The 26697-nt window shown below is 30.4% G+C and carries 27 protein-coding genes and 2 pseudogenes; 15 read left to right on the top strand and 14 right to left on the bottom strand.

The features are described 5' to 3' along the window. The first annotated feature begins 1 nt into the window (after window position 1). Window positions 2-283 carry a YggT family protein gene (locus tag FBF11_RS04145; protein WP_002852501.1) on the top strand — a complete coding sequence of 94 codons (282 nt, stop codon included), beginning with the start codon at window positions 2-4 and terminating at the stop codon, window positions 281-283. After that, window positions 280-1905 (top strand): lytic transglycosylase domain-containing protein, encoded by a 1626-nt coding sequence (locus tag FBF11_RS04140; RefSeq protein WP_002868151.1) that lies wholly within the window; start codon window positions 280-282, stop codon window positions 1903-1905. Before FBF11_RS04145 ends, FBF11_RS04140 begins: the two co-directional genes overlap by 4 nt. Here the strand turns inward: FBF11_RS04140 and FBF11_RS04135 are convergent. Beyond that, window positions 1802-2287 carry a hypothetical protein gene (locus tag FBF11_RS04135; RefSeq protein WP_002868152.1) on the bottom strand — a complete coding sequence of 162 codons (486 nt, stop codon included), beginning with the start codon at window positions 2285-2287 and terminating at the stop codon, window positions 1802-1804. The two genes, FBF11_RS04140 and FBF11_RS04135, sit on opposite strands and share 104 nt — an antisense overlap. 95 nt (window positions 2288-2382) lie before the next feature. Between FBF11_RS04135 and mobB the strand changes: the two genes are divergently transcribed. The 5 genes from mobB to FBF11_RS04110 are packed head-to-tail and all read left to right on the top strand — an operon-like array spanning window position 2383 to window position 6749. Further along, window positions 2383-2874, top strand: coding sequence for a molybdopterin-guanine dinucleotide biosynthesis protein B (gene mobB, locus FBF11_RS04130; RefSeq protein WP_002852644.1), 492 nt, complete (start codon window positions 2383-2385; stop codon window positions 2872-2874). A 1-nt stretch (window position 2875) separates the two neighbouring features. After that, window positions 2876-3718 (top strand): class 1 fructose-bisphosphatase, encoded by an 843-nt coding sequence (locus tag FBF11_RS04125; RefSeq protein WP_002868153.1) that lies wholly within the window; start codon window positions 2876-2878, stop codon window positions 3716-3718. Then, complete coding sequence (locus FBF11_RS04120) at window positions 3711-3908, top strand: hypothetical protein (RefSeq protein WP_002797008.1); 198 nt, start codon at window positions 3711-3713, stop codon at window positions 3906-3908. The genes FBF11_RS04125 and FBF11_RS04120 overlap by 8 nt, the downstream gene beginning before the upstream one ends. A 9-nt stretch (window positions 3909-3917) precedes the next feature. Next, complete coding sequence (metG, locus tag FBF11_RS04115; RefSeq protein ID WP_057096916.1) at window positions 3918-5804, top strand: methionine--tRNA ligase; 1887 nt, start codon at window positions 3918-3920, stop codon at window positions 5802-5804. Between the two features lie 3 nt (window positions 5805-5807). After that, complete coding sequence (locus FBF11_RS04110) at window positions 5808-6749, top strand: hypothetical protein (protein ID WP_002882329.1); 942 nt, start codon at window positions 5808-5810, stop codon at window positions 6747-6749. Here FBF11_RS04110 and FBF11_RS04105 read toward each other — a convergent pair. Further along, window positions 6741-7193, bottom strand: a complete 453-nt coding sequence (locus tag FBF11_RS04105; RefSeq protein ID WP_002852552.1) for a methylated-DNA--[protein]-cysteine S-methyltransferase — start codon at window positions 7191-7193, stop codon at window positions 6741-6743. The genes FBF11_RS04110 and FBF11_RS04105 overlap by 9 nt on opposite strands. Before the next feature lie 54 nt (window positions 7194-7247). Between FBF11_RS04105 and FBF11_RS04100 the strand changes: the two genes are divergently transcribed. Genes FBF11_RS04100 through trmA form a run of 5 tightly spaced genes read left to right on the top strand, consistent with a single transcriptional unit; the run spans window position 7248 to window position 14628 of the window. Then, a complete protein-coding gene (locus FBF11_RS04100; RefSeq protein ID WP_168977460.1) occupies window positions 7248-9794 on the top strand; it encodes a bifunctional aconitate hydratase 2/2-methylisocitrate dehydratase in 2547 nt (848 codons plus the stop codon). A gap of 49 nt (window positions 9795-9843) precedes the next feature. Then, on the top strand, window positions 9844-11082 hold the full coding sequence (locus tag FBF11_RS04095) for an ankyrin repeat domain-containing protein (protein WP_002867487.1): 1239 nt from the start codon (window positions 9844-9846) through the stop codon (window positions 11080-11082). Continuing rightward, window positions 11079-11828, top strand: coding sequence for an SDR family NAD(P)-dependent oxidoreductase (locus tag FBF11_RS04090; protein ID WP_002852646.1), 750 nt, complete (start codon window positions 11079-11081; stop codon window positions 11826-11828). Before FBF11_RS04095 ends, FBF11_RS04090 begins: the two co-directional genes overlap by 4 nt. Beyond that, entirely contained in the window at window positions 11825-13558 is a 1734-nt protein-coding gene (locus FBF11_RS04085; protein ID WP_002874175.1) for a Na+/H+ antiporter NhaC family protein, read from the top strand. The genes FBF11_RS04090 and FBF11_RS04085 overlap by 4 nt, the downstream gene beginning before the upstream one ends. Next, entirely contained in the window at window positions 13555-14628 is a 1074-nt protein-coding gene (gene trmA, locus FBF11_RS04080) for a tRNA (uridine(54)-C5)-methyltransferase TrmA (protein ID WP_057096918.1), read from the top strand. Before FBF11_RS04085 ends, trmA begins: the two co-directional genes overlap by 4 nt. On the opposite strand, the gene FBF11_RS04075 is transcribed toward trmA, so the two are convergent. Further along, a complete protein-coding gene (locus FBF11_RS04075) occupies window positions 14615-15031 on the bottom strand; it encodes a membrane protein (RefSeq protein WP_002856751.1) in 417 nt (138 codons plus the stop codon). The genes trmA and FBF11_RS04075 overlap by 14 nt on opposite strands. 118 nt (window positions 15032-15149) lie before the next feature. On the opposite strand from FBF11_RS04075, the gene FBF11_RS04070 reads away from it, so the two are divergent. Then, entirely contained in the window at window positions 15150-15563 is a 414-nt protein-coding gene (locus FBF11_RS04070) for a CoA-binding protein (RefSeq protein ID WP_057096919.1), read from the top strand. Then, on the top strand, window positions 15563-16774 hold the full coding sequence (gene ilvA / locus FBF11_RS04065; protein ID WP_002866959.1) for a threonine ammonia-lyase: 1212 nt from the start codon (window positions 15563-15565) through the stop codon (window positions 16772-16774). Before FBF11_RS04070 ends, ilvA begins: the two co-directional genes overlap by 1 nt. Here ilvA and truA read toward each other — a convergent pair. The 7 genes and pseudogenes from truA to glmU all read right to left on the bottom strand — a co-directional run bounded on the left by truA (window position 16771) and on the right by glmU (window position 23018). After that, the gene (gene truA / locus FBF11_RS04060; RefSeq protein WP_002857108.1) at window positions 16771-17496 is read right to left on the bottom strand and encodes a tRNA pseudouridine(38-40) synthase TruA; all 726 of its coding nucleotides are present in this window, start codon (window positions 17494-17496) and stop codon (window positions 16771-16773) included. The two genes, ilvA and truA, sit on opposite strands and share 4 nt — an antisense overlap. Further along, window positions 17493-18518 carry an LptF/LptG family permease gene (locus tag FBF11_RS04055; protein ID WP_002856798.1) on the bottom strand — a complete coding sequence of 342 codons (1026 nt, stop codon included), beginning with the start codon at window positions 18516-18518 and terminating at the stop codon, window positions 17493-17495. Before FBF11_RS04055 ends, truA begins: the two co-directional genes overlap by 4 nt. Continuing rightward, window positions 18518-19295 (bottom strand): annotated as a pseudogene (locus FBF11_RS04050) (prepilin peptidase). Before FBF11_RS04050 ends, FBF11_RS04055 begins: the two are co-directional and overlap by 1 nt. Next, the gene (gene uppS, locus FBF11_RS04045; protein ID WP_002852565.1) at window positions 19292-19960 is read right to left on the bottom strand and encodes a polyprenyl diphosphate synthase; all 669 of its coding nucleotides are present in this window, start codon (window positions 19958-19960) and stop codon (window positions 19292-19294) included. The pseudogene FBF11_RS04050 and the gene uppS overlap by 4 nt, the downstream one beginning before the upstream one ends. 3 nt (window positions 19961-19963) lie before the next feature. Further along, window positions 19964-20581: a hypothetical protein gene (locus tag FBF11_RS04040; protein WP_002856908.1), complete on the bottom strand. Its 618-nt coding sequence runs from the start codon at window positions 20579-20581 to the stop codon at window positions 19964-19966. Further along, the gene (gene coaBC, locus FBF11_RS04035) at window positions 20578-21732 is read right to left on the bottom strand and encodes a bifunctional phosphopantothenoylcysteine decarboxylase/phosphopantothenate--cysteine ligase CoaBC (protein WP_002868802.1); all 1155 of its coding nucleotides are present in this window, start codon (window positions 21730-21732) and stop codon (window positions 20578-20580) included. Before coaBC ends, FBF11_RS04040 begins: the two co-directional genes overlap by 4 nt. Then, the gene (glmU, locus tag FBF11_RS04030) at window positions 21729-23018 is read right to left on the bottom strand and encodes a bifunctional UDP-N-acetylglucosamine diphosphorylase/glucosamine-1-phosphate N-acetyltransferase GlmU (RefSeq protein ID WP_002856902.1); all 1290 of its coding nucleotides are present in this window, start codon (window positions 23016-23018) and stop codon (window positions 21729-21731) included. The genes coaBC and glmU overlap by 4 nt, the downstream gene beginning before the upstream one ends. A 142-nt stretch (window positions 23019-23160) precedes the next feature. Between glmU and fliP the strand changes: the two genes are divergently transcribed. After that, the gene (gene fliP / locus FBF11_RS04025) at window positions 23161-23895 is read left to right on the top strand and encodes a flagellar type III secretion system pore protein FliP (RefSeq protein ID WP_002852529.1); all 735 of its coding nucleotides are present in this window, start codon (window positions 23161-23163) and stop codon (window positions 23893-23895) included. On the opposite strand, the gene FBF11_RS04020 is transcribed toward fliP, so the two are convergent. From FBF11_RS04020 to FBF11_RS04005, 4 genes and pseudogenes are all read right to left on the bottom strand, one after another. Then, on the bottom strand, window positions 23892-24116 hold the full coding sequence (locus FBF11_RS04020) for a hypothetical protein (protein WP_002780361.1): 225 nt from the start codon (window positions 24114-24116) through the stop codon (window positions 23892-23894). The two genes, fliP and FBF11_RS04020, sit on opposite strands and share 4 nt — an antisense overlap. Before the next feature lie 25 nt (window positions 24117-24141). Next, window positions 24142-24369, bottom strand: coding sequence for a lipoprotein (locus tag FBF11_RS04015; protein ID WP_002852403.1), 228 nt, complete (start codon window positions 24367-24369; stop codon window positions 24142-24144). A 92-nt stretch (window positions 24370-24461) separates the two neighbouring features. Then, window positions 24462-25232: a transporter substrate-binding domain-containing protein gene (locus FBF11_RS04010; protein ID WP_002858779.1), complete on the bottom strand. Its 771-nt coding sequence runs from the start codon at window positions 25230-25232 to the stop codon at window positions 24462-24464. Window positions 25233-25326: 94 nt separating this feature from the next. After that, window positions 25327-26644, bottom strand: a pseudogene (locus FBF11_RS04005) (hypothetical protein). Window positions 26645-26697: the final 53 nt, after the last annotated feature.

Genomic DNA, 26697 nt, shown 5'->3' with positions numbered 1-26697 from the left:
TATGGTTATAGACTCTTTTATTATTTCTATTTTTCAAGTACTACAAATTGTCATTAACATTTATACTTGGATTATTATCATCACAGCACTTCTAAGCTGGGTAAACCCTGATCCTTATAATCCTATAGTGCAAATTTTATATAAACTAAGCTACCCTGCTTACGCCTTAGTTAGAAAAATTCCAACACGCATTGGTAATATTGATCTTGCGCCTTTGATTATAGTCTTAGCATTGCAGTTTCTTGGCATTTTTCTTGGGAATATCTTAAGGAGTATATTGTGATAAAAAAAATACTCGTTTTTTTATTTATTTTTTCAAGTTTAAATGCTACACAATATAGTATAGAAAAACTCAAAAAGGAAGAAAATTCACTTGCTAAGGATTATTATATTTATAGGCTTTTAGAAAAAAATAAAATCAGTAAAAAAGATGCACAGGATTTAAATTCTCATATTTTTCGCTATATAGGAAAAATTAAATCTGAACTTGAAAAAATCATCCCTTTAAAGCCTTATATCAACCCAAAATATGCTAAATGCTATACCTATACAGCAAATACTATCTTAGATGCAAATTTAACTTGTCAAAGTGTGCGCTTAAATTCATTAGTTTTTATAGCGAGTCTAAATTCCAAAGACCGAACTACTTTAGCTCAAACCTTTAAAAATCAAAGACCTGATTTGACAAATTTATTGCTAGCTTTTAATACTTCTGATCCTATGAGCTATATAGTACAAAAAGAAGATATTAATGGTTTTTTTAAACTTTATAATTATTCTAAAAAATACGACTTAGATTTAAATACAAGTTTAGTCAATAAACTACCAAACCACATTGGTTTTAAAGATTTTGCACAAAATATTATTATTAAAAAAGAAAATCCAAAATTTAGATATTCTATGCTAGAAATAAATCCTGAAAATGTAAGTGAAGATTCTGCTTTCTATTTAGGAGTCAATGCCTTAACTTATGATAAAACAGAGCTTGCTTATGACTTTTTTAAAAAGGCGGCACAAAGTTTTAAATCGCAAAGTAATAAAGACAATGCTATATTTTGGATGTGGTTGATTAAAAACAATGAAGAAGATTTAAAAACTTTATCGCAAAGTTCTTCTTTAAATATTTATAGTCTTTACGCAAAAGAACTTACCAACACACCTTTTCCAAAGATAGAAAGCCTTAATCCAAGCAAGAAAAAAAATAATTTTAATATGCAAGATCCTTTTGCTTGGCAAAAAATAAACAAACAAATTCGCGATGCTAACGCAAGTCAACTAGATGTCTTGGCAAAAGAATTTGACACACAAGAAACCTTGCCTATTTATGCTTACATATTAGAACGCAAAAATAATTTTAAAAAACATTATTTTATAATGCCTTATTATGACAATATAAAAGACTATAACAAAACAAGACAAGCTTTAATTTTGGCTATTGCCAGACAAGAAAGTCGTTTTATTCCAACTGCTATTTCAGTTTCTTATGCTTTAGGCATGATGCAATTTATGCCATTTTTGGCCAATCACATAGGGGAAAAAGAATTAAAAATTCCAAATTTCGATCAAGATTTTATGTTTAAACCTGAAATAGCATATTACTTTGGAAACTATCATCTAAATTACCTTGAATCACGTTTAAAATCTCCACTTTTTGTCGCTTATGCTTATAATGGCGGTATAGGATTTACTAACCGTATGCTTGCAAGAAATGATATGTTTAAGACAGGCAAATTTGAACCTTTCTTGTCTATGGAACTAGTTCCTTATCAAGAAAGCCGAATTTACGGAAAAAAAGTTCTAGCTAATTATATTGTGTATCGACATCTTCTGAACGATAGTATAAAGATTTCGGATATTTTTGAAAATTTAATTCAAAACAAGGCAAATGATCTAAGCAAATCTTAGCTACAAGCCTAATCTCTTCCTTGACACTAGGAAGAGATGCTTTAAAATAATCAGTATAGTTGTTTTGTATTATATATTTTAAATACTCATCATCCAATTTTTCAATATTGGCTTTTTTATTATTGATAAAAACTTCTAAATTTTGAATTTTTAATGTATTTGGAGTAAAAGATAAAGCTAATACATCATCTTTACTTGTCTTGTCTAGAATTGGGTTTAAATAAGACATAGTTATAATGGCATTAATCTTATCTTGTGTGATTTTGTATTTTTGAGTAAACATTAAAGTTTGAGATTTTAAATTTGTATCCACAATCGCCTGATCTTTTAAAGAACAAGCTCCAAGCAAAAAAGCACCTAAAATTACACTATAAATTTTCATTCTTTTTCCATATTTTTTAGTATTATTGTAGCCTTTTAACCCTATTTTTTGGTTTAAAAAGATATAATTTTGCAAAAAAATTAAGAGTATATTTTATGAAACAACTTATTATAGCTTTTAGCGGGCCTTCAAATTCAGGAAAAACTACACTCATAACCAAAATAGCTGATAATTTTTTGCAACAAAATTTAAAAGTTTTAATCATTAAACATGATCCTGCCGATAAAGCTCAATTTGATTTTAACGGTAAAGATAGTTTTAAATTTTTTCAAAGTGGAGCTGAAGTCATGGTTTTAAGCCCTACAAGAACAACTTTTTTTTCTCATGAAAATAGAGATATTTTAAAAGCTTTAAAATTAAGCCCTGATTTTGACATTTGTTTGGTTGAAGGATTAAAAACTCTTGATTTACCACGCATTAGCGTATTTTGCAAAGAAATTGATGAAAGTTATTTTATTTTTTCAAACGCCATTGCAAGCTATGAAAAAATTTCTCACCCTTATCTTACTTGGCTTGATTTAAACGATATACAAGCTATTTGCCAATACATACTTAAAAATGCTAAAAATTTACAAGGAGAATTATAAAATGCAAGAAGTGATTTCTTATATACAAAAAGCGGTTTTAGAAATTTCTAACGCTTTAAAATTTCCCGATACAAGCTACAGTCAAAATCAAAATTTTACAGGCGATACCCAACTCAAATTTGATGTTTTAAGCGATGAAATCATCACAAAAACTCTAAGTCAATGTTCAAGTATTAAAGCCATCATAAGTGAAGAAAAAGACGAAATTTTAACGCTTAACGAGAGGGCAAATTTTATCGTAGCTTATGATCCTTTAGATGGTTCTAGCTTAATGGATGTTAATTTTGCCATAGGTTCTATTTTTGCTATCTATGAAGAAAAAGCAAGTGCTAAAAATTTAAGAGCTGCGCTTTATAGTATGTATGGAGCGCGATTAGAACTTGTGATTTGCAAAGATCAGCCAAAACTTTATCGCTTAAATGCAAATAATGAATTTATTTTTATAAAAGATCTTAAAATGAATGAAAAAGGCAAGATTAATGCTACAGGCGGAACGCAAAAATTTTGGGAAGAAAAACACGCTAAATTTATCAAAAGTCTTTTTGATGAAGGCTATCGCTTAAGATATTCTGGAGCCATGGTAAGCGATATCAATCAAATTTTATTAAAAGGGGGTGGCATTTTTAGCTATCCTGCAACACAAGATGCGCCTAATGGCAAACTTCGTGCCTTTTTTGAAGTCTTTCCTCTAGCCTTTATTATAGAAAAAGCAGGCGGAAAAACTACAAATGGAAAAAACCGCTCTTTACTTGAACTTGAATTTGATAAAATCCATGCGACAACTCCTTGTTTTTTTGGCTCAGAATATGAAATTTCAAAACTTTTAAAGGCTTACAATGAATGAAGTTAGAGATGAATTTGAGCAAGATATGGATAAAAAAAAAGAAATTTTACTTTCATGTCAAAACTCAAAAAACCTAAACTCTTGTTATAATTGCGATGAAATTTTTAACTGCCAAACTAGAAAAAATTATGTTGATGCAGTCTATAACAGTATGTCTAAGGGTAAAACCGAAGGCGGATTTGACTTTTAAAGGAAAAAAATGCGTTATATTACAACACCAATTTATTATGTAAATGATGTACCTCATTTAGGTCATGCTTATACTACCATCATAGCCGATACTTTAGCAAGATTTTATCGTTTGCAAGGACATGAAACAAGATTTCTAACAGGAACAGATGAGCATGGACAAAAAATCGAAGAAGCTGCCAAACTAAGAAATTCCATTCCTCAAGAATACGCTGATAAAATCAGTTTTGAATTTAAAAAATTATGGGATGAATTTGAAATCACCTATGATATTTACGCAAGAACAACTGATACAAGGCATATTGAATTTGTTAAAGCTATGTTTTTAAAAATGTGGCAAAAAGGTGATATTTATAAAGATGAATACGAAGGACACTATTGTATTTCTTGTGAAAGCTTTTTTACTCAAAGTCAGCTTATTAACGATTGTTCTTGCCCAGATTGTGGCAAACAAACTAGAATTTTAAAAGAAGAAAGCTATTTTTTCAAACTTTCAAAATATCAAGATAAAATTTTACAATGGTATGAAGAAAAAGATCCCATCTTGCCAAAAAACAAAAAAAACGAACTTATAAATTTTGTCCAAAACGGCCTTAAAGATCTTTCCATTACAAGAACAAGTTTTGATTGGGGGATTAAACTACCTCAAGAAATTAATGATGATAAACATATTATTTATGTATGGCTTGATGCACTTTTTATCTATATAAGTTCGCTTGATTTTCAAAGCAAGGGAGAAAATGCTAAATTTTGGCCTGCGCATGTGCATTTAGTAGGAAAAGATATCTTGCGTTTTCATGCCATTTATTGGCCAGCTTTTTTAATGAGCGTAGATTTACCTTTGCCAAAATTTATAGGTGCACATGGCTGGTGGACTAAAGAAGGTGAAAAAATGAGCAAATCTAAAGGCAATGTTGTAAAACCTAAAGAAGTGGTTGATGCTTATGGAAGCGAAGCTTTTAGATATTTCTTGCTTAGAGAAGTACCTTTTGGTAATGATGGGGATTTTAGCGAAAATATGCTGATAAATCGTATCAATGCTGAACTAAGCAATGAATTTGGAAATTTACTTAATCGCATTATAGGTATGAGTACAAAATATTCTCAAGGAAATATTTCAAAAGAAGGTGTTTTAAAATTTTACAATGTTGAATTAAATCAAGCAAAAGAACACTTAAATTTAGCGGTAGAATTTTTAGAAAACTTACAGTGTAATCGTTATTTAGAAGAACTTTTTAAAGCCTTAAGTGTGGCAAATTTAGCTATTAGCAAATACGAACCTTGGAATTTAATCAAAGAAAACAAACACGAACAAGCTAATGCTTTAGTAGCGCTTTGTGCAAATATTTTAGCCAAAACAAGCCTTTTATTAAGCCCTACTCTACCAAAGTCTTGTCAAAAGGTGGCCTTAGCTTTAAATTTTGAAATTTCATCTACAAATTACGCAAAAATAATACTTGATAATGAACTTTTAGATTTTAAAGCAAATCCTTGCGAAGCTTTATTTCCAAAAGTAGAAAAAGCTCTTTTAAAACAAGAAATTAAAGAAGAACCTAAAAAAGAAGAAAGTCCTAAAATAAAAATCGATGATTTTGCAAAAATTGAAATCAAAGTCGCTAAGGTGCTTGATTGTCAAAATATAAAAGGAAGCGAAAAACTTTTGAAATTTCAACTCGAACTTGACGATAAAGAAATCCGTCAAGTACTCTCAGGCATAGCAAAACACTATAAAGCCAGTGATTTAATCGGTAAACAAGTTTGCATTATAAGCAATCTTAAAAAAGCTAAAATTTTTGGACATGAAAGCGATGGTATGATACTTTCTGCAAAAAGCGGAGATAAGCTTGTTTTAATCACCCCTGAACAACTTGTACAAAACGGTTCTTTAGTGGGTTAAAATATGCAAATTAGCAATTTAGGTGAACTTTTAAACGCAACACTCATTCATGAAGGTAGCGTTTTAAGCGCGGAAGGTTTTGCCATAAATTTAAACGAACTTAAAGCAGGCTTTGCCTTCTTTAATAACGATAAAAAAGAAATTACCCAAGCTGTAAAAAAAGGCGCTTATGCTATAATTACAGAAAATGACATTACTATTGAAGATAAAGATATTTTTTACTTTAGAGTAGAAAATCTAGAACAAGCTCTTGTAAGATTTTTACGCTTTTTTTGTGAAGATAAAGAATGTGAATTTTTGCTTTTTAAATCTTACGAACTAAGTCTTTGCAAGGCTTTTTATTTTAACATTTTAAAAGGAAATATTTTTGCTGATTTTGAAAAACTAATCAAAGCAAAAAAGGGTGAAATTTTTTGCTACTGTGAAGAAAATTACTTAAATAAACTTTGTGCCTATTCTCATAGTCTAAAAGATGCTAATTTTACCTTATTATCGCGATCTAGCTTCTTTTTTACAACTTTGATTTGTGAAAATTTATATTTTAAAAATCTTAATTTGCCTTTTTTTTACGCAAATAGTTTTGCAAAAATTATTTCTTTTTTAAAAGAAAAAAATCAAAAAATAATATTTGACTTTAATAAGATTGATGATTTTAAAATTTATTTTATTGATGATAAATTTGAAATCACTCCTTTTGGTTCAAGCTCTCAAGCGTTTATTGTAAGCAACAACCAAAATACCTTTGAATTCTGGAAAGAAAAATTTAAAAACATAAAAGACTTTAAAATTGCTTCTAAAAATTCTTTATTTTGCGATTTTTCCTATAATCAGCTTTCAGATTTAAGAAAATTAAAAAATTTTAAATATTGTTTAATTCTTGAAAATTATGATATTTTTGAACAAGAATTTGAAAACAAAGAAAATCAAACCCCAAGCTTATTTTAAATTCACTCCTTCATTTTCAAGCAAAAATCTTTTTATTTCAAGCCCTCCATTATATCCTCCTATGCCATTGCTTGCAATAACTCTATGACAAGGTATAAAAATAGGAATTTGATTTTTAGAATTTGCATTTCCGACAGCTCTAAAAGCTTTTGGATGATTGATTTTTTCTGCTATATCTTTATAAGTAGCTATTTTGCCATAAGGAATTTCCATTAAAGCCTTATAAACCTTTGATTCAAAATCCGTACCTTGTATCAAAACAGGAATGCTAAATTTTCTAAGCTTATGAGTAAAATATAAATCAAGTTCATATTTTGCTAAGTCAAGCAAACTACAATTTTTTTCTGATCTTTTATTATCACAAAAATCGACTCTAGTTAAAAATTTTCCATCACTATGTAAAGATAGGTAACATAAAGGCATTTTATAATAAACTTTAAACATTTTTTATCCTTCAAAGAGCTACAATTATAATAAAAAATATTTAAGGAGTAGAAAATGTCTTTTATACAAGAATACAATAAACTTGTTGAAGAAAGAGCCGCTTTGGGCATACCACCCCTTCCTTTAAATGCAAATCAAACTAGAGAACTTTGTAAATTACTTGAAAATGAAAATAATGAAGAGCTTGCAAATCTTTTAGAAAATAGAGTAAATCCTGGTGTTGATGATGCAGCTTTAGTAAAATGTGAATTTTTAGATTCCATACTTAAAGGCAAAATCAGTGCTCCAAATATAGACAAAGAAAGAGCCTTAAGAATGCTTGGAACTATGCTAGGCGGATATAATGTTAAAGTTTTAATCGATGCCTTAAAAGATGAAAACATAGCCAAAGATGCTGCAGAAGTGTTGAAAAATATTATTTTTGTACATGATAATTTCCATACCATAGCTGAACTTAGCAAAAACAATCCACACGCTAAGGAAGTTTTACAAAGCTGGGCAAATGCGGACTGGTTTAATAAAAAAGAAAAACTACCACAAGTGATTAAATGTATAGTTTTTAAAGTAGCAGGGGAAACAAATACCGATGATCTAAGCCCTGCAGGAGATGCTTTTACAAGAAGCGATATTCCTTTACATGCAAATGCCATGCTAAAGGTAAGACAAACAGGATCCTTAGAAAAAATCAAAGAGCTTAAAAAAAGCGGTCTCGAAGTGGTTTATGTAGGTGATGTTGTAGGAACAGGTTCAAGTAGAAAATCGGCAATAAATTCCATACAATGGCACTTAGGAAAAGAAATAGAAGGTGTGCCAAACAAGCACAGCGGTGGTATAGTAATGGGTTCAACCATAGCACCGATTTTCTTTAACACTGCTCAAGATAGCGGGGCTTTACCTATCATCTGTGATGTAACAAACTTAGAAATGGGCGATGAGTTTGAAATTCATCCTTATGATGGAAAAATCATAAAAAATGGCTCTGCAATCGCAGAATTTACACTCAGTCCAAACACTCTCTTAGATGAAGTTAGAGCAGGAGGAAGAATCCCACTTATCATAGGTCGTGGGCTTTATACTAAGGCTAGAGAATTTTTAGGAATGGAAAGCGAAAATATCTTTACCAAACCTGAACAACCTAAATCTTCAAGCGGTGGTTATACCTTGGCTCAAAAAATGCTAGGTCGTGCCTGTGGAGTTGAAGGTGTGCGTCCAGGTATGTATATAGAACCTATAACTTTAACCGTAGGCTCTCAAGATACCACAGGTCCTATGACTAGAGATGAAATTAAAGAACTTGCAAGCCTAGGTTTTAATGCAGACTTTGTTATGCAAAGCTTTTGCCATACAGCTGCGTATCCAAAAGTAAGCGATTCAAATTTACATAAAACCTTGCCCAATTTCATGACAAGTCGTGGTGGGGTAAGTTTAAAACCAGGTGATGGAGTTATCCACTCTTGGCTTAATCGTTTTGTATTGCCAGATACCGTAGGAACGGGTGGGGATTCTCACACACGCTTTCCTATAGGAATTTCTTTCCCTGCAGGAAGCGGACTTGTAGCTTTTGCTGCAGTTACTGGTTCTATGCCTTTAAATGTCCCTGAAAGTGTTTTAGTACGTTTTAGTGGAGAATTGCAAGCCGGAGTTACCTTAAGAGATTTGGTTAATGCTATACCTTATTATGCAATCAAACAAGGACAACTTACCGTTGAAAAGAAAAATAAAAAGAACATTTTTGCAGGAAAAATTTTAGAAATAGAAGGCTTGCCAAACTTAAAAGTAGAACAAGCTTTTGAACTCAGTGATGCAAGTGCTGAAAGATCTGCGGCTGCTTGTAGTGTAGATTTAAGCATAGAAAGTATAAGCGAATATATCAAATCAAATATTTCACTTATAGAAGCAATGATAGAAGCAGGATATGAAGATAAAGCCACTCTTGCTAGAAGAGCGGATAAAATGAGAGAATGGCTTAAAAACCCTACTCTTTTAAGAGCAGACAAAGATGCAAAATATGCGTACATTATCGATATTAATCTTAACAATATCAAGGAGCCAATTCTAGCTTGTCCAAATGACCCTGATGATGTGGCAACCTTAAGCGAAATTTTAGCCGATGACAAGCGTCCAAAAAATATAGATGAAGTTTTTGTAGGTTCTTGTATGACAAACATAGGACATTATAGAGCTTTGGGAGAAATTTTAAAAGATAAAGGCATACTTAAAACCAGACTTTGGGTAGTGCCTCCAACAAAAATGGATAAAGCACAACTCACCAAAGAAGGGTATTATAGTATCTTTGGCTCTGCTGGCGCAAGGATAGAAGTTCCAGGTTGTTCGCTATGTATGGGAAATCAAGCAAGAGTAAATGATGGTGCTGTTGTCTTCTCAACCTCTACAAGAAACTTTGACAATCGTATGGGTATGGGTGCTAAAGTATATCTAGGAAGTGCTGAACTTGCAGCAGTTTGTGCGATTTTGGGTAAAATTCCAAGCAAGGAAGAATACTTACAAATTGTCAGCGAAAAACTAAGTAATGAGCATAAGGCAAATATCTATAGATATTTAAATTTTAATGAGATTGAAAATTTCAAACTTGAAAATTAATTCAAATTTAATACTAAATAACAAAATTAAAATTTTCAAAGGAAAAATATTGAAGTTATTATTCACTTCCTTTTGTTGTTTTGCAAGTTTAATGGCTAGCGATGCCATTAACTGCGACAACATTAAAAATAATAAAACATTGCTAAATGAAAGTTCAAATTTAGATTATTTAAATATAGCTTCAAGCTGTAAAGAATCTTTAAAAAATCAAGATTTTACAAAAAAACTCTATGCAATTTCCAATGAAATTCGCGGAAGCAATAGCTCTTGTAATGGTGTGGCTTATTTGCCAAAATTACAACAATTTGATTTTTTATTATTAAAAATAGCTATCGATCCCATCGCTTATCAAAAAACTTTAGATACACCCGAAAATTTAGAAAAAAAATATGATATTTTAAAATCTTATTTTAGATATTGGGCATATCAAAGCATAGGAAATTTTAGACTTTACAAAGCTTTTTGGCAAGAATACAATAATGCTATAGAACCTTTAGAAAAGTATTTTGAAAGTAATTTTAATTTTGACAAAGGTAGTAATATTTACTATACTAGCAATGCCTTAAACGAATTTTTAAATTGGGCTGTTGGTGAAACAAAAATTTACAAAGACATTAGTCCTTTAGCAAAAATCATGTCAAATAAAAATTATTCAGTATCTTATATACAAGATTTTATTTTTTCAAATAATCCAAGCCAAGATGACCTTACTATAGCCTTGCAAGCAGCGCTTCTAAATCAAAGAGAAAAAGAAATTTTAGAACTTTTGATTCGTTTTGGTGCTAGGATTGACGAAGGTTATGAAAGTGCTATTTTTTATGCATTGGAAAGTTATGAAAATACAAACTTTTTAATCCAAAATGGAGCAAATGTTAATCAAGCCAATGCCTTTGGTAAAACCCCACTTTTTTATGCCATAGAGTTTAATCGTCTTGATATCATAAAACTACTTCTTGATAATGGAGCAAATGTTAATCAAAAATATATTAATAACAATGAAAAATTAGCATTAAGCGCGAACATAGGTTCAAATACGCCTTATTTTATTACATTTTGTGCTCTAGAGCACACTTCAAAAAATGTTTTAATGCATGCTGCAGCCTATGGAAATGTTGAAATTTTAAAACTTCTTATTTCAAAAGGAGCAAATTTTAATGCTGTTGATGATCTTGGTTTTAATGCACTCGACTTTGCGCTATCAGCAGGTAAAAAAGAAAATGCTGATTATCTAAAAAGCTTGGGTTTAAAAGCAAACGAAAATCTATTTTACGGAGGTAGTTTAGAATGAAAACCGCATTTATTACAGGAGCTAGTTCAGGTTTTGGTAGAGCTTGCGTTGAAGCTTTTATACAAGAAGGCTACAAAGCAATCGCCCTTGCTAGACGCAAAGAGCGTCTAGAAGAGTTAAAAAATGCTTACAAAGATAAGATTTACACGCTTTGCATAGATGTAAGAAATCAAAAAGAAATCTTTGAGGCTATTGAAAATTTACCCAAAGAATTTCAAGAAATTGATGTGCTTTTTAATAATGCAGGTTTAGCTTTAGGGGTAGATGAATTTGATAAATTAAACCTTGAAGATATTAACACTATGGTAGATACAAACATCAAAGGATTTTTATATGTTGCAAAAGCTATTATTCCTATACTTCGCAAACAAAAAAATGCTTATATTTTTAACTTAGGTTCGGTTGCAGGAAGAAATCCTTATTTTGGAGGCAATGTGTATTGTGGAACCAAAGCCTTTGTAGGACAATTTTCATTGGCCTTAAGAAATGATCTTAGAGGAAGCAATATCAAAGTAACAAACATTGCTCCAGGACTTTGCAAAACTGAATTTAGTGAAGTGCGTTTTAAAGGAGATATCCAAAAAGCTGATGCAGTGTATGAAAATACGCAATTTATCAGTGCTAATGATATTGCCAAAGTGGTAATGTCTATCATTAACCTACCAAGCCATATTAATGTTAATGAAATCGAGCTTATGCCGGTAACACAAACTTGGAATGGATTTTATATAGAAAGAGATGAATGAATAAATTTTTAGTTTTATTGTTTTTACCTTTAGTTGCATTTGCAAACTCCTCAGAAGCAGCTGCAAATGCTAATTTATTTGGAGCTTTTACGCTTATACCGCCTTTAGTTGCTATTGCTTTATCCTTTATCACAAAAGATGTTATTTTGTCACTCTTTGCTGGAGTTTTAAGCGGAACTTTTCTGCTCAGTCTTTCTGCAAATATTTTCAAAGCACAACATTTAGCTTTTGTAAATTATTACAATACTACAGTAGAATCTTTTTCAAAAATTATTTCCTATATCTTAGGTTCAACTTCAGATCCAGTAAATGCAGGAATCATTTTACAAATTCTTTGTATAGGTGGTCTTGTGGCACTCATCACAAAAATGGGTGGTGCAAAAGCTGTAGCATTAAAATTTGCCAAAAGAGCCAAATCAGCTGTATCAGCTCAAGTTAACACTTGGTTTTTAGGGCTTTTAATATTTTTTGATGATTATGCTAATTTACTGATCGTAGGTCCAATTATGCGTCCTTTGGCAGATAAATTTAAAATTTCTCGTGAAAAATTTGCCTTTATTATCGACTCTACTGCAGCTCCTGTAGCAGGAATAGCTGTAATTTCTACTTGGATAGGCTTAGAAGTTTCTTTAATTAAAACCGCTTATGAACACATAGGCATTAGCGATATTAGTGCTTTTGGAATTTTTGTCGAAACCATACCTTATCGTTTTTATAATATTTTCATGCTTTTTTTTGTAGTCATGACTGCAATCATGGGACGTGAGTTTGGTTCTATGTATAAGGCTGAAGTGCGTGCAAGAACCACAGGACAAATTGCACCTCTACCTAAATCAGGCACACTAAATACTGCTGAATTAGAAGATCAGTTTTTAGCGCCAAAAGAAGGTATTAAAATTCGTGCTTTTGATGCTATTGTTCCTATTTTTACTTTAATCATTTTAGCTATATTAGGATTTTATTTTAATGGACTTAGCACTTTAGAAGGCGAAGAACTTGCAAAAGCAAGTGTCAATCCTTTGTCTTTTGAAACTTTTAGAGCTGCTTTTGGAAATGCTGATTCTTCTGTGGTGTTATTCCAAGCTGCTTTGTTTGCTGCTATTGTAGCGATTTTTATCGGGGTGCGTCGTAAAATTTTCAATCTTAAAGAAGCGGTAGAAACTTGGATATATGGCTGGAAAACCATGATTTTTACCATAGTATTGCTTTTATTTGCTTGGTCACTTTCAAGCATAGTAAAAGATCTAGGAACTTCTTTATTTATCACTAGTTTGCTTGCAGACAAATTGCCTGAGTTTATTTTGCCTGCTACTATTTTTGCTTTTGCTTCAGCCATTTCTTTTGCCATAGGAACAAGCTATGGAACTATGGGGATTTTAATGCCTTTGGCTGTGCCTTTAGCTCATGAAATCGCCAAAATCAATGGTATGGATGCAAATGCTATGCATCATTATATGGTCATTAATATAAGCTGTGTTTTAACAGGTGCGATTTTTGGAAACCATTGCTCACCAATTTCAGATAATGTAATCCTTTCATCCATGAGTGCAAAATGCGATCATATGGAGCATGTAAGAACACAAATTCCTTATGCTTTATTTATCTGTGGTATTTCTTTAATCGCTGGATATATTCCTGTATCTTTAGGACTTAGCGTTTGGTTTGTCTTGCCTTTAAATTTCATACTTATTGCACTTTTACTAAGACTCATCGGAAAGAAAGTTCCATGAGTCTTGAAAATTTTGGAAATTTTCTCACTTTAGATGAAAAACATTCTTTCATAAAAAAATATTTTAAAGAATTTTATACAAAGGATTTTAAACTTTTTGCTTCAAAAGATAAACATTATCGTACAAGAGCTGAACTTTCATTTTATCATGAAAACGATACGCTTTTTTATGCGATGTTTGATCCAAAAAACAAAAAAAAGTACATTATAGAATATTTAGATTTTGCCGATGAAAAAATTTGTGCTTTTATGCCAAAACTTCTAGAATACTTGCGTCAAGATAATAAACTAAAAGAAAAACTTTTTGGCGTGGAGTTTTTAACCACAAAGCAAGAACTTAGCATAACTTTACTCTATCATAAAAATATAGAAGATATAAAGTCAAATTTAGAAAATTTAAGCAATAATCTTCATATCAACCTCATAGCAAGAAGCAAAGGCAAAAAGCTTATTTTTAAAACAGAAAATCTAAGACAAACTTTAAATATTCAAGGTAGAAAAATATTTTATGAATTTAACAACGATTGTTTTATTCAACCTAACACTACTATAAATGAAAAAATGATTACTTGGGTGTGTGAAATTTTAAACACTCAAAAAAGAATGGATTTGCTTGAGCTTTACTGTGGATATGGAAATTTTACTTTAGCTTTAGCGCCATTCTTTTTTAAAATTTTGGCCACTGAAATTTCAAAAAGCAATATTAATTTTGCTTTAAAAAATTGCGAGCTTAACAATACAACAAATATCCACTTTGCAAGACTTTCAAGCGAAGAATTAAGTCTTGCTATCAAAAAAGAAAGAGAATTTTTTCGTTTAAAAGATATTCGATTAGATGATTTTAATTTCTCTCATGTTTTAGTTGATCCACCCCGTGCAGGACTTGATAAAAGCGTAATTGACTTAATAAAAAAATATGAAAATATTATTTATATTTCTTGCAATCCTATCACTTTAAAAGAAAATTTAAAAGAATTAAGCCTAACACATAGAGTGGAAGAGTTTGCTCTGTTTGATCAATTTGTCAATACTCCACATCTTGAATGCGGAGTATTTCTTAGCAAGGTATAAAAAAATAATTCATTAATTTAGCCAGTATTACTATTGCAATACAAAGCACAAATACAAAAGGGTGGATAAAAGCACCGAGTGGATTTTTCTTCTTTAATATAAAATGACAAAATAAAGAAAAAACAACTAAAGATAAAATTCCAAAAGCCAAAATAATTTTTACAGCAAAAAGTAAATTTAAAGGTTTAAAATGAAAACCTGCCAAAGCACCTCCGCTTAAAAAAAGCAAAAGAACCACAAAAGGCATTATTTTAACCCCAGTAGCACTAAAAAGACTTTTGTCAAAATTAGGATTTTTCTTTTTAACTACACCCAAAACAAATACATCAACAAACAAATAACCTATAAACAAAATAGCACAAAGAAGATGGATTGTTAAAGTATATGGATAAAATTCTTCCATTTTTCCCTCCTTATTAAACTTCGGAATTTGCTATATTATAACACTTTTTTCATTTTTTAAATTCACTTTAGTTAATTTTTTAATCATTTAAGATAAAATACCAAAACAAAGGTTAACAATGAATGAAAAAGAAACTATCTCTTATATTATAAATACAAGTAAAAATATTGCCATATTTGCTTTAAGTCCAGATAAGACAAAAGCTTCTTATAAGGTAGCAGAATTTTTACAAAGAAAAAATTATAAAATTTTTCCTATTTATCCTAAAGAAGAGTTTATTTTAAATGAAAAAGTTTATAGAAATTTAGATCAAATAGAAGAAAAAATCGATACACTTATACTTTTTAGAAAAGGCGAAGTGGCACTAGAAATTCTTCCTAAGCTTGTTGAAAAAAATATTAAAAACCTATGGCTTCAACTTGGTATTAGTAATGAAACAGCCAAAGAAGAATGTAAAAAATTAGATATAAATTTTATACAAAATCGTTGCATTATGCTAGAATATCCGTATTTTAAAACAAAGGAAAAATAGTGTTAGAGCTTAATAAAATTTACAAAGCAAAACAACAAATTTCAGGGTTTGTAAACAAAACTCCTTTCATATACTCTTCTTTTTTAAGTGATATTTGTCAAAGTGAGATTTATCTTAAAAATGAAAATTTACAAATTACAGGTGCTTATAAAATTCGTGGAGCTTATAATAAAATAGCCAATCTTAGCGCTGAACAAAAACAACACGGAGTCATTGCGGCAAGTGCAGGAAACCATGCTCAAGGCGTGGCCATTAGTGCAAAAAAATTTGGCATTAAAGCAGTTATTGTAATGCCAGAATCCACTCCGCTCTTAAAAGTTTCTGCTACAAAAGCCTTAGGAGCAGAGGTGATACTCAAAGGGGACAATTTTGATGAAGCTTATGTCTTTGCAACCTCTTATGCTAAAGAAAATAATCTTAGTTTTATCCATCCTTTTGAAGATGAATTTGTAATGGCAGGACAAGGAACTTTGATGCTTGAAATGCTTGATGAAATAAGCGATCTTGATATGATTATCGCACCTGTTGGAGGTGGAGGACTTATAAGTGGTATCGCAAGTGCAGCTAAACAAATCAATCCAAACATTAAAATCATCGGAGTTGGAGCCAAAGGAGCTCCTGCAATGTATGAAAGTTTTCATGCCAAAAAAATCAAAAATGCAAAAAGCGTACGCACTATAGCCGATGGTATTGCTGTGCGTGATGCAAATCCTATTAATTTTAATATTATTTTAGAATGCGTAGATGATTTTATCCAAGTTGATGATGAAGAAATCGCTAATGCGGTATTGTTTTTACTTGAAAAACATAAAATCATAGTTGAAGGCGCAGGAGCTGCGAGTGTAGCCACCCTACTTCATCAAAAAATAAATACACAAAATCATAAAAAAATTGGCGTAGTTTTAAGCGGAGGCAATATCGATGCACAAATGCTAAATATCATCATAGAAAAAGGTTTATTTAAATCTTACAGAAAAATGCAAATTCATGTTACTTTAGTAGATAAACCTGGGGCATTATTACACCTTACAGATAGCTTAAAAATAGCCAATGCCAATATAGTAAAAATCGACTATGATAGATTTTCTACCAAGCTTGATTATGGCGATGCGATGATTTCAATTACCCTAGAAACCAAAGGTAAAGAACATCAAGAAGAAATAAGAAAAATTTTAACCCAAAAGGCCTTTAATTTCTATGAAAGTTTTTAATAACATATACGGCTTAAATAAAGCCCATTTGGCGGTGCTAAAAAGTGATTGTATTGCTTTTTGGCCTCAATCTGTTCTTTGAGTTCTTTTTCACTCATTTTTCCTTCTAAAACCTTTAAAACACTTGCTACGCTTAATCTAATTTGCCCTCTTAAAAAACCATTAGCTTTAAAATGAAAAATGCTAAAATCTTTATAAGCATAAGCTCTAGCAATAAAAATTTCTCTTAAGGTCGTTTTATTATCTCCTCCACTTTTGCAAAAAAACTTTAAATCCTTTTTTCCTACAAAAAAACCCAAAAGCTCGTTAGCCTTATCTAAGTCAAATTTAGGATAAAAATGTACATAAGAAGCCATAAAAGGACTATAAGAAGAGTGAGAAAATATATAGCGGTATTCTCTACTTTTTACATCAAATCTTACTTCAAAATCATCTTTTACTTTTTCAATTTTTTTGATATGGATAAAAGGATGGGAAAATTTATTAAGCTGTTTTTGAAGATATTCTAAATTTACAAAATGATCTCCACACTCCACACTAGCTACAGCATAGCTTGCATGTACTCCTTTATCTGTACGAGAAGCCATCAAAAGAGGTGAAACAATACCCAAATGCGATAAGGCCCCACTTAAAGCATCTTGAACACCTTTTTTATGAGGCTGACTAGCAGAACCTAAAAAAGCAGAGCCATCATAAGAAAATATAATTTTTATTTTCATCAATAACGACTCAAAATCATTTTCTTAAAACAATAAGCCGAAACAAATAAACTTAAAGAAAAAATTCCAAGGCAAGCCAAAATTGGAGGTTGAGAAAAAGAACTTAAAAGTCCAAAATATATAGCAATCACTCCAAACATACCTAAATACACATAGCCTTTTTCATAACGATAAGTAACCAAACCAAAACAAAGCGCAAAAAGCGTACTAGCAAGTGGAAACAAGGCTATGGTTGTATAAATCACAAATTCTCTTGCTCTTTGTGGATTTTCGTTTAAATCATTCCAGTATTCATAAAATTTCTTTGTTTGAAGATTGTCTGTATTAAACTGAGTATTTACTACTAAAGTGTCAAATTCTCCACTAAAAATACTTTGACCTTGCTCAAAATTATACATTTTGCCTTGATTCAAGCTAAAAGCAAAGCTATCATCTTTTCTTTGCACATGCGCTTCTTTGGCTATGATAAGTTGTTCTTTATCATCTGCTTTATGTTTAGGGCGATACATAATTATGTTTTCATACTTATCACTATCTTGTTTTTCTATAAAAATCATCCAGTCTAAAAATTTTTGTCCAAATTCTCCTGTTTTGTAGTTAAATTTCACTTGAGTGCTTTTATAGTTTACAAAGTTATCCTGAAGTTCAAATACTATAGGTATCATTACCAAAGCCACAACAAGCATAAAAGCACTAATCAAGCTTGCAATTTTAAGGAAAAATTTTGCCAAAATCATTGGTGAAAATCCCAAAGTAAAAAGTACTATGCTTTCATTTTCCTTAGAAAGCCTAAACAAAGCCAAAGTTAAAGAAATAAAAAAAGATATAGGCAAGGTAAAAATTAAAATTCTAGGCAACATAAACCCATAAAGCTTTAAAAGATCCAAAAAACTAATCTCTATGCTTGAAGTAAGTTTTGCAAGTTGAATAAAAAACACCATAGATACAATAGCAAAAAGTACGAAAAATATAGACAAATTCGTACTTAAAAATTGATTTAAAACATATCTTAAACTAAGCTTCATTAGAATAATCCTAAGTTTTTATAAAATAAAACTGCCACAAAAGCGATATTTAAAAAGGGTATCATAGCAAGTTCTTGCTCTTTTATTGCTTTAATTTTAAAAAAAATAAAAAAAGGCAAAGTTAAAATAGAAGCTATAAGTAATACTAAAAATCCATACTCAAAACCTAAAATTCCACCTATACAAGACATAATGATAATATCAGCATCACCCAAATTTTCTAAAATTTCATCTTTTTTTCGGAAATTCATTAGAAAAAAAACCAAACTTTTTAATAAAAAAACAAATCCTCCAAAACTAAAAGCATTTAGCAAAAAACCTCCGCTAAACTCTTTAAAAATCAAAAAATGTAAAATTTCACTTTCCCTAAAGGCGTAAAAAAAAGCAAATAAAAAAGCGCTCCAAAGTAAAATTTGTGGTACGGCTTTGAGTTTAATATCAATTAAAGAAAGCAAGAAAAGATTAAATAAAAATAGAGATAAAAATAAAAAATCATAAAAATTTTGACTTAAAGAATAAGCCAAAATAAGCAAAATTATGCCTAAAATTTCATTGATTAACAAAGAAATAGGCAAATGACATTTGCAAGTTTGACATTTTGCCTTTAAAAAAATATAAGAAAAAATAGGAATAATTTCATAGTATTTTAATTTTGTATCGCAAAAAAAAACAAAAAGAGCGCGAGATAAAAAAGAGTTTTTTTTCAATTATCCTACTTGCCAAACTTGTGCAAAAAGAACCCAAACAAGCCCCTAGAATTATTATGAAAAATATCATTTTCCAAAAGTTCTTTCTCTATTTCTAAATTCTTTAATAATCCTTTTAAATTCTCTCTTGGTAAGAGATGGAAATAAAGTTTCACTAAAATAAATTTCAGCATATGAACACTGCCAAAGTAAGAAATTTGAAAGTCTTTTGGCATTTCCAACGCGAAGCATCAAATCCACATCTAAAGGTAAATCTAAATTTTGCGTTAAATTTTCTTCATTTAGCTCAAGTTTTTTTTCAATCACACGCTTAGCAGCTCTTATAATTTCATCTCTTGCACCATAACTTATAGCCAAATTAACACAAAGTGCGTCACAATGCTTTGTTTTTTCTTCAACTAAGGTAATTTTTTCTCTTACTTTATCTTCCAAACGCGATAAATCACCTATAGCTCTTAAACGCACATTATTTTTTTCAAATTTTTCTAAAGCTTCATCTAAACAACGATCTAAAAGTTCAAAAATAAAATCAATTTCATCTTTAGGGCGCTTCCAATTTTCCGTACTAAAAGCAAAAAGGCTTAAATTTGAAATATTTTCCTCCATGCAAACTTCCATCAATTTTTGCATAGTTTTGACTCCTTGAGAATATCCAAGTTTTGCCAAAAAACCCTTAGCCCTAGCCCAGCGCCTATTGCCATCCATAACAACAGCAAGGTGTTTTAATTCATTCATTTTTCATCCTTTAAAATCAAAAAGCCTTTTAAAAACAAACAAAGGTTCAATCTTGTTTTCTTGCGATACATTAAAATCTAAATGTTCATTTAAAAATTTTTGCACCTTAGCAAAAGGTGTAAAAACACTAATGCCTTGCGAGTCTATTAAAATTTTCAAAGCTCCAAAAACACTAAAATATAAGTAAATTTCTAAATATTTTGCTCTTTTACGCATTTGAAACAAGCAAGATTTATTTTCAAAAATAAAAGGAATATGATAAATATTTTCAAAACTTGCAAAAAGCATTTCTTTTAATATCTGATAACGCTCTATATCTTTACAATCTAAAAGATTTTGTATGATGAATTTTTTATAAGAAATTTTATCCTGTAAAATAGCGATTATCAAAGCCAATCCCTCTTCAAAAGGTTTAAAATTAGGACGCTTTGAAAGATGTTTAAATTGTATAACTCCACCATTTTGCATATAAAGTTCAGCTAAATATTCAGCGCCAATTTCAAGCTCTATCATGCTTTTAGTTTGAATCTTTTTGTGATTTAACAAAAGCGTATAATGTCCATAGCCTGATTTAGCCAAAACTTTCATTTGTATAGGCAAGGTAGAATTAATCATACTCATAATTTTTCACACCATTTTACTAATTCAAATGCCAATTTTTCTTTGCTTTGCAAAGTGCTTTTATTTTCATTGTTTAAAGTGATAAAATAAAGTTCATTTTGATCACTTCCAAAATAATTTTTTTGATCAATGATATTAAGACAAACCATATCAAGTTGTTTATCTTTTAGAGATTTTTTCGCATTTTCTAAGGCATTTTGAGAATCAAATTCCATCTTAAAACCTATCTTTTTGCCTTGAAATTTACAAGTTTTAAGCAAATCTTCATTTAAAGATAGATGTAAATTTAAACCCTGCAAATGCTCATTTTTTTTAATTTTTCCTTTTACACTTTGAGGGATAAAATCACTCACTGCAGCCGTCATAATCAAAAAATCATGATTTAAATTTTTATCCAAAAGCTCCTTTAGATCCTTAGAACTTTCAAATTTGCAAAGCTCATAAGGCGTATCAAATTCCACAGAGCTTAAAAGTTTTACCCTAGCTCCTAAAAAATAAAAAGCATCAGCTATGGCCTTTGCCATTTTTCCACTTGAAAAATTACTCACACAACGCACATCATCGATTCTTTCCCTTGTGCTGCCACCTGTGATAACTACGCTTTTATCACACCAAAACTTTTCTTTTAAAAGTTCTCTTTTGGTGATATTAAAAATATCCTTAACTTCAGCTAAGGCTCCTACGCCTTCATCTTTACAAGCTAAAACTTTACAAATAGGCTCTATAATCAAAGCTTTATTTTCTTTAAGTATCTTTAAAGAATTTTGTGTGCTAAAATGATGAAACATATTTGTATTTGCCGCAGGAGCTATGATAAGAGGTTTATTTGCTGCGATTAAGGTTTGGATAAAAAGATTATCCGCTATACCAAAAGCAAGTTTATTGATAGAATTAACACTTGCAGGAGCAAATAAAACAAGATCTACATCCTTACTAAAAGCTATGTGATTGTTTGAATTTTGCCAACTTTCATTTTCCTCGCATAAAACTTCATCAACCAAGGCTTCAAAACTCATTTTGCTAGCAAATTTTAACAAACCATTAGAAAGCAAAACTTTCACCCTAAAGTCTTCTTTTTTAAACAAAGAAATAAGCTCGTAAGATTTATAAAAAGCTATGCTACCGCTAATGGCTAAAAGTATGGTTTTCATTTTTGAAATTTCTTGTAATAATAATCTTTTATCATTTTATGCCCTGCTCTATTGATAAACAAAGCACCCTTTTCTACATTGACACTTACTGTGCTTCCTGCTGCTATGATTACTTCATCTTCGATTTTTACAGGTGCGATAAATTGCGTATCAGAACCTACAAAAACATTTTTTCCTATGATGGTTTTATGCTTTTTTACCCCATCATAATTACATGTAATAGTCCCACAGCCTATATTGGTTCCACTATCTATCTCACAATCTCCTAAATAGCTCAAATGCCCTGCTTTTACGGTATTTAACTTTGCATTTTTGCATTCTACAAAATTTCCTATATGAGTGTTTTTTAACTCACAATTTGGACGCAAATGTGCCAAAGGCCCCACATCGCTATTTTCTACAATGGAATTTTCTATCACGCTTGAACTTTTAATGATAGAGTTTATAATCTTACTTTTGCCCTCTATCCTTACATTTTCATATACTTCACATTCACCTACAAATTCAACATCTGCACCTATAAAAGTGCTTTGCGGTAAATGAAAAATCACACCCTGTTGCATCCAGTATTTTTTAATTTTTTTTTGCATGAAATTTTCAGCTATACTGAGTTCAAATTTATCATTAATCCCCATAAATTCATCTTCATCTACAAAAACTGCTTTAATCATCACATCTTTTTCTTTTGCTAGTTTTACAATGTCGGTTAAATAATACTCTTTTGCCGCATTATTGTTATCAATCAAAGGTAAAAGCTCTTTTAAAAGCCTCGAGTCAATCACATAAACCCCAGCATTGCAAGTATTTATCTCTTTTTCTTGCGTATTTGCATCTTTAAATTCAACAATTTTTTCAACGCTATCGTTTTTTATCACCACCCTACCATAACTTTTAGGATCTCTTGCTTTAAAAACTGCTAGATTTAATTTTGCATTATTACCCAACAAAGCTTCCAAACTTGTTTGCTCAACCAAAGGCATATCACCACAAAGAATCAACACTCTTTCATTTTTAGGCTCAAACCCACTTAAAGCTCCCGCAGTTCCTGGATAATTTTGCAAATCTTGCTCTAAAATTTGTGTTTTTGGAAAATATTCTAAAATTTCTTTTTCAACGCGTTCTTTTTGATGCGATAAAACTACACTTACATCATCACTTAAAGCAAAAGCCTTTTTTAAAATGTGTAAAATCATACTTTTTTGACAAAGCTCTTGCAAAACCTTTGGCTTTTGTGATTTTATTCTAGTGCCTAATCCTGCCGCTAAAATCAAAATAGAAGTTTTCATTTTTTACCTTTGTTATTAAGAAGTCTAAAAGACTATTTTAGCAGTTTAAAGTTAAAATCCTAATACCCTTAAACTAGTTTTTAGTCATCAAAAGATAAAATTTAAATTTCTTTAGTAAAAAACAAAAAAAGGTTTTTAAATTTTGAAAAAAATATTATTATTTTTACTTTTAAGCATGAGCTTATTTGCTGCTGAAGCAACTATCCCTACAGTAAATTTAAGCTTAAGTGCACCCAATACACCTAATCAGCTTGTTACTACTTTAAATATAGTGATTGTTTTAACCATACTTGCGCTCGCTCCAAGTATAGTTTTTGTTATGACTTCTTTCTTGCGTCTTATTGTAGTATTTTCATTTTTGCGACAAGCTATGGGGACGCAAAGTATGCCACCTAATACCATTTTAGTAACCTTGGCTTTAATTTTAACTTTTTTTATCATGGAACCTGTAGCTACAAAATCCTATAATGAAGGTATAAAACCTTATTTAGCAGAAAAAATAGGCTATGAAGAGGCTTTTATAAAAGGAGCAAAGCCTTTTAAAGATTTTATGCTTAAAAATACTCGCGAAAAAGATTTAGCCCTTTTTTATCGCATACGCAATCTACCCAATCCCAAAACCATAGATGATGTTCCCCTTACGGTTTTAGTTCCTGCTTTTATGATTTCAGAGCTTAAAACCGCTTTTGAAATAGGGTTTTTAATCTACCTACCCTTTTTAGTCATAGATATGGTTGTAAGCTCAGTTTTAATGGCTATGGGTATGATGATGCTACCTCCTACTATGATCTCTTTACCTTTTAAACTCTTAATTTTTGTATTAGTGGATGGATGGAATTTGCTAGTGCAAAGGCTTGTGGAAAGCTTTGTAACCTAAGATTTATAAAATCTTAAAAACAAAATTCCAAGAAAAAGATACAAAAGCAAAAATAATTCTAAAGCTAAAAGTATATACAAAAACAAGCCTTTAACGCAAAAAAGGGCTATAAAAACAACAAAAAGAATTACTAAGGCTGTTCGCCCTAGAAAGACTTTTTCTAGGGTCTTGATAGAATAAAAAGTAAAATCTAAAATAAGAGTAAAAATAAATTCTAGCATTGTAAAATACACCCAAAAACTAAGCTTAGTGGCATCTTGCAGCCATCATGTCAATTTTTGAATTGTAAGTACTTCCGCCCGGTGCAGGTGCATTCGCAACCCCAGCACCTACTACCCCCAATCTTATTCCATAATTTAAAATTAAAGGTATAGCTCTATCTTCTTGATAAGCATATTTGCAATACTCCCTAGCTGCGTTTAGTACAGTGCAAGATAAAAACAAAAATAACAAAAAAAATGCAACTTTTTTCATTATCTTAAATCCTTTTATTTAAAATTTAGATAATGATATTGTATATCAAAATTCATAAAATTAATATTAATTATCAATATTTTATTAAAAGCCTACAAGAAAAAAGTGATATTATTTTGCTTAAAAACTTCTTTAATGTCTTTTAAATACTTATTGCCCAAAAAATCTAAAAAGCCATTTTTCCTACTCTCATCAATGAAATTATCAAGCTTGTCCTTTAAAGCTTCATCACCTTTTCTTACAGCTATACCCCAAAACTCAGGATTTTCTTGAAAAGGCGCTAAAATGGCTCTGGTTGTATCTTGATGCTTTTGCCAAGTCCGATAAATCGTAAGTTGATCATAAAAAAATCCATCAGCCTTGCCTTGAATCACTTCCAAAATAGCAGCATTTTCTTTATCAAATAAATTAATAGTTGCATTTTTTAAATTTTTAACCGCATATAAATGCCCTGTAGAACCACGCTTTAAAGCCAAAACTTTGCCCTTTTTATCTAAATCTTTGATATTTGTAATATCAGAGTTCAAAGGAGTTAAAATAGCCAAATTTGCCTTAGCATAAGGAATGCTAAAATCCACCACTTTCTTTCTCTTATCGGTAATTGTCATAGAGGACATAATAAGATCTATCTTGGCTGTTTTTAAAGCAGGTATTAAACCATCCCAAGCGATATTTTTTACTACAAGTTTATAGCCGTTTTTCTTTGCAAAAGCTTCTAAAAAATCCACGCTAATTCCACTTGCTTTGCCTGTTTTATCGCTCATTTCAAAAGGCGGATATCCAAGCTCCATTCCTACAACCAAATCTTTTGCACTCAAATTTAAAGCAAAAAAAGAGATAAAAATCAAAATAATTTTTTTCATAATTTCCTTTCAATTTTTTTTGTAAAAAAATTATACTAGTTTTATCTTATTTTGTTATTAGCAATTTATTTCAAACTTAAAAAATTAATACTTCCTAAACCCTAGTTTGTCCCAAAAGATTATTTAATCTATCCATTATAGAATCAGCGTAGGAATCAATAGTGCTAGGTTTTGCTTTCCAACCATTAGCAAGAGCTTGTTTAATCTCAGCGTCTAAAGCCCAATTACCCATAGCAGATTCTTTAGGAATGTTATTTTCATACATATATAAATCACCTTCTGCTATGCCACGCTCTGCCCAGTATCTAAAAAAGCTTTTAAAGTCACTTTTACCTGTCATAATACTATCTAAGTGTATGGCTGGACCACTAAAACTCTCTTTAGCCATAGCCCTATTATAAGCTTCTATTGTGGGATTAAGTGTGGTTTTTGGACTCTCAATAGGTTGACCACCTTGAGATTTTAAAAAACTCATAAACAAAGTTTCTTTAGAATAACTTCCATCTTCATTTTGTGGATAAACTGACATATCAGGATTAAATTGCCAATCTTCACCTTTAGAAACATTTTTGATTTCTTCTAAGGATAGACCTAAAGTCTCAGATGATAATCCCTTGATCATACATCCTGAATCAAACCAAATTTCATTAGCTTCTTTTGCTTGTTCAGGGGTTTTATAAACATTTGAAATTAAAGAATTTGAGAAATCTCTTAAGTGGGTGATATTCATTCTATTGCTTGGATCATTAAAGTCCATTGATTGCGTTCCACTTACACCATAACCACTAGGCATAGAATTTATATCTGCTTCACTAAAACTTGTTTTATCATTTGGAAAACTTTGACCTAAAGCATTGGAAAAAAGATTATAATATTGTTTTATGGTTTCAGCCATATCGATATTAGTATAATACTCACTTACACCAAAATATTGTTTCATATCTGCAATATAAGGTTCATTTTCAGCAGCTTTTTTAATCTCATCCAAAGTAGATTTATGTATCTTAAAATCTTCAGGTAATCCTGCAGCTTTATTAAAATCACTTCCCATATAACCATCTTTATCTACACTATAACCATAGGCTGTATTAGTAGAAGTATTACTTATATCTACTTGTTTGTATTTTAGAGTATAAATAGAGTTTTTAAATTCACTAGATATATCATAATTAGGAGAACTTGTCTTACTACTTATACTAAAATTAGTATTATTGCTAGTATTTGTTGTATTAGTAGAATTTAATGCTTCACTTCTTGCTAGAGTTTGTGAATTTGCATTTTGAATTTCATTTAACTTACTAGCATTTTGTTTTAAAAAAGCATTAGCAAAACTTATTTTAGAATTTTCTTTACTTTCTTTACTCTCTTTACTTTGCATAGTTTGAGTTATCATTGATACTAAAGATACTCATATTAATTCCTTAATTTAGATTTTTCTGCCTTCAATCTAAATATATTTATATAA

This window comes from Campylobacter sp. CFSAN093224, from assembly GCF_012897395.1.
Classification (GTDB): domain Bacteria; phylum Campylobacterota; class Campylobacteria; order Campylobacterales; family Campylobacteraceae; genus Campylobacter_D; species Campylobacter_D jejuni.
Note: the sequence above shows the minus strand (reverse complement) of the source record. Positions and strands in the feature narration are given on the sequence as shown.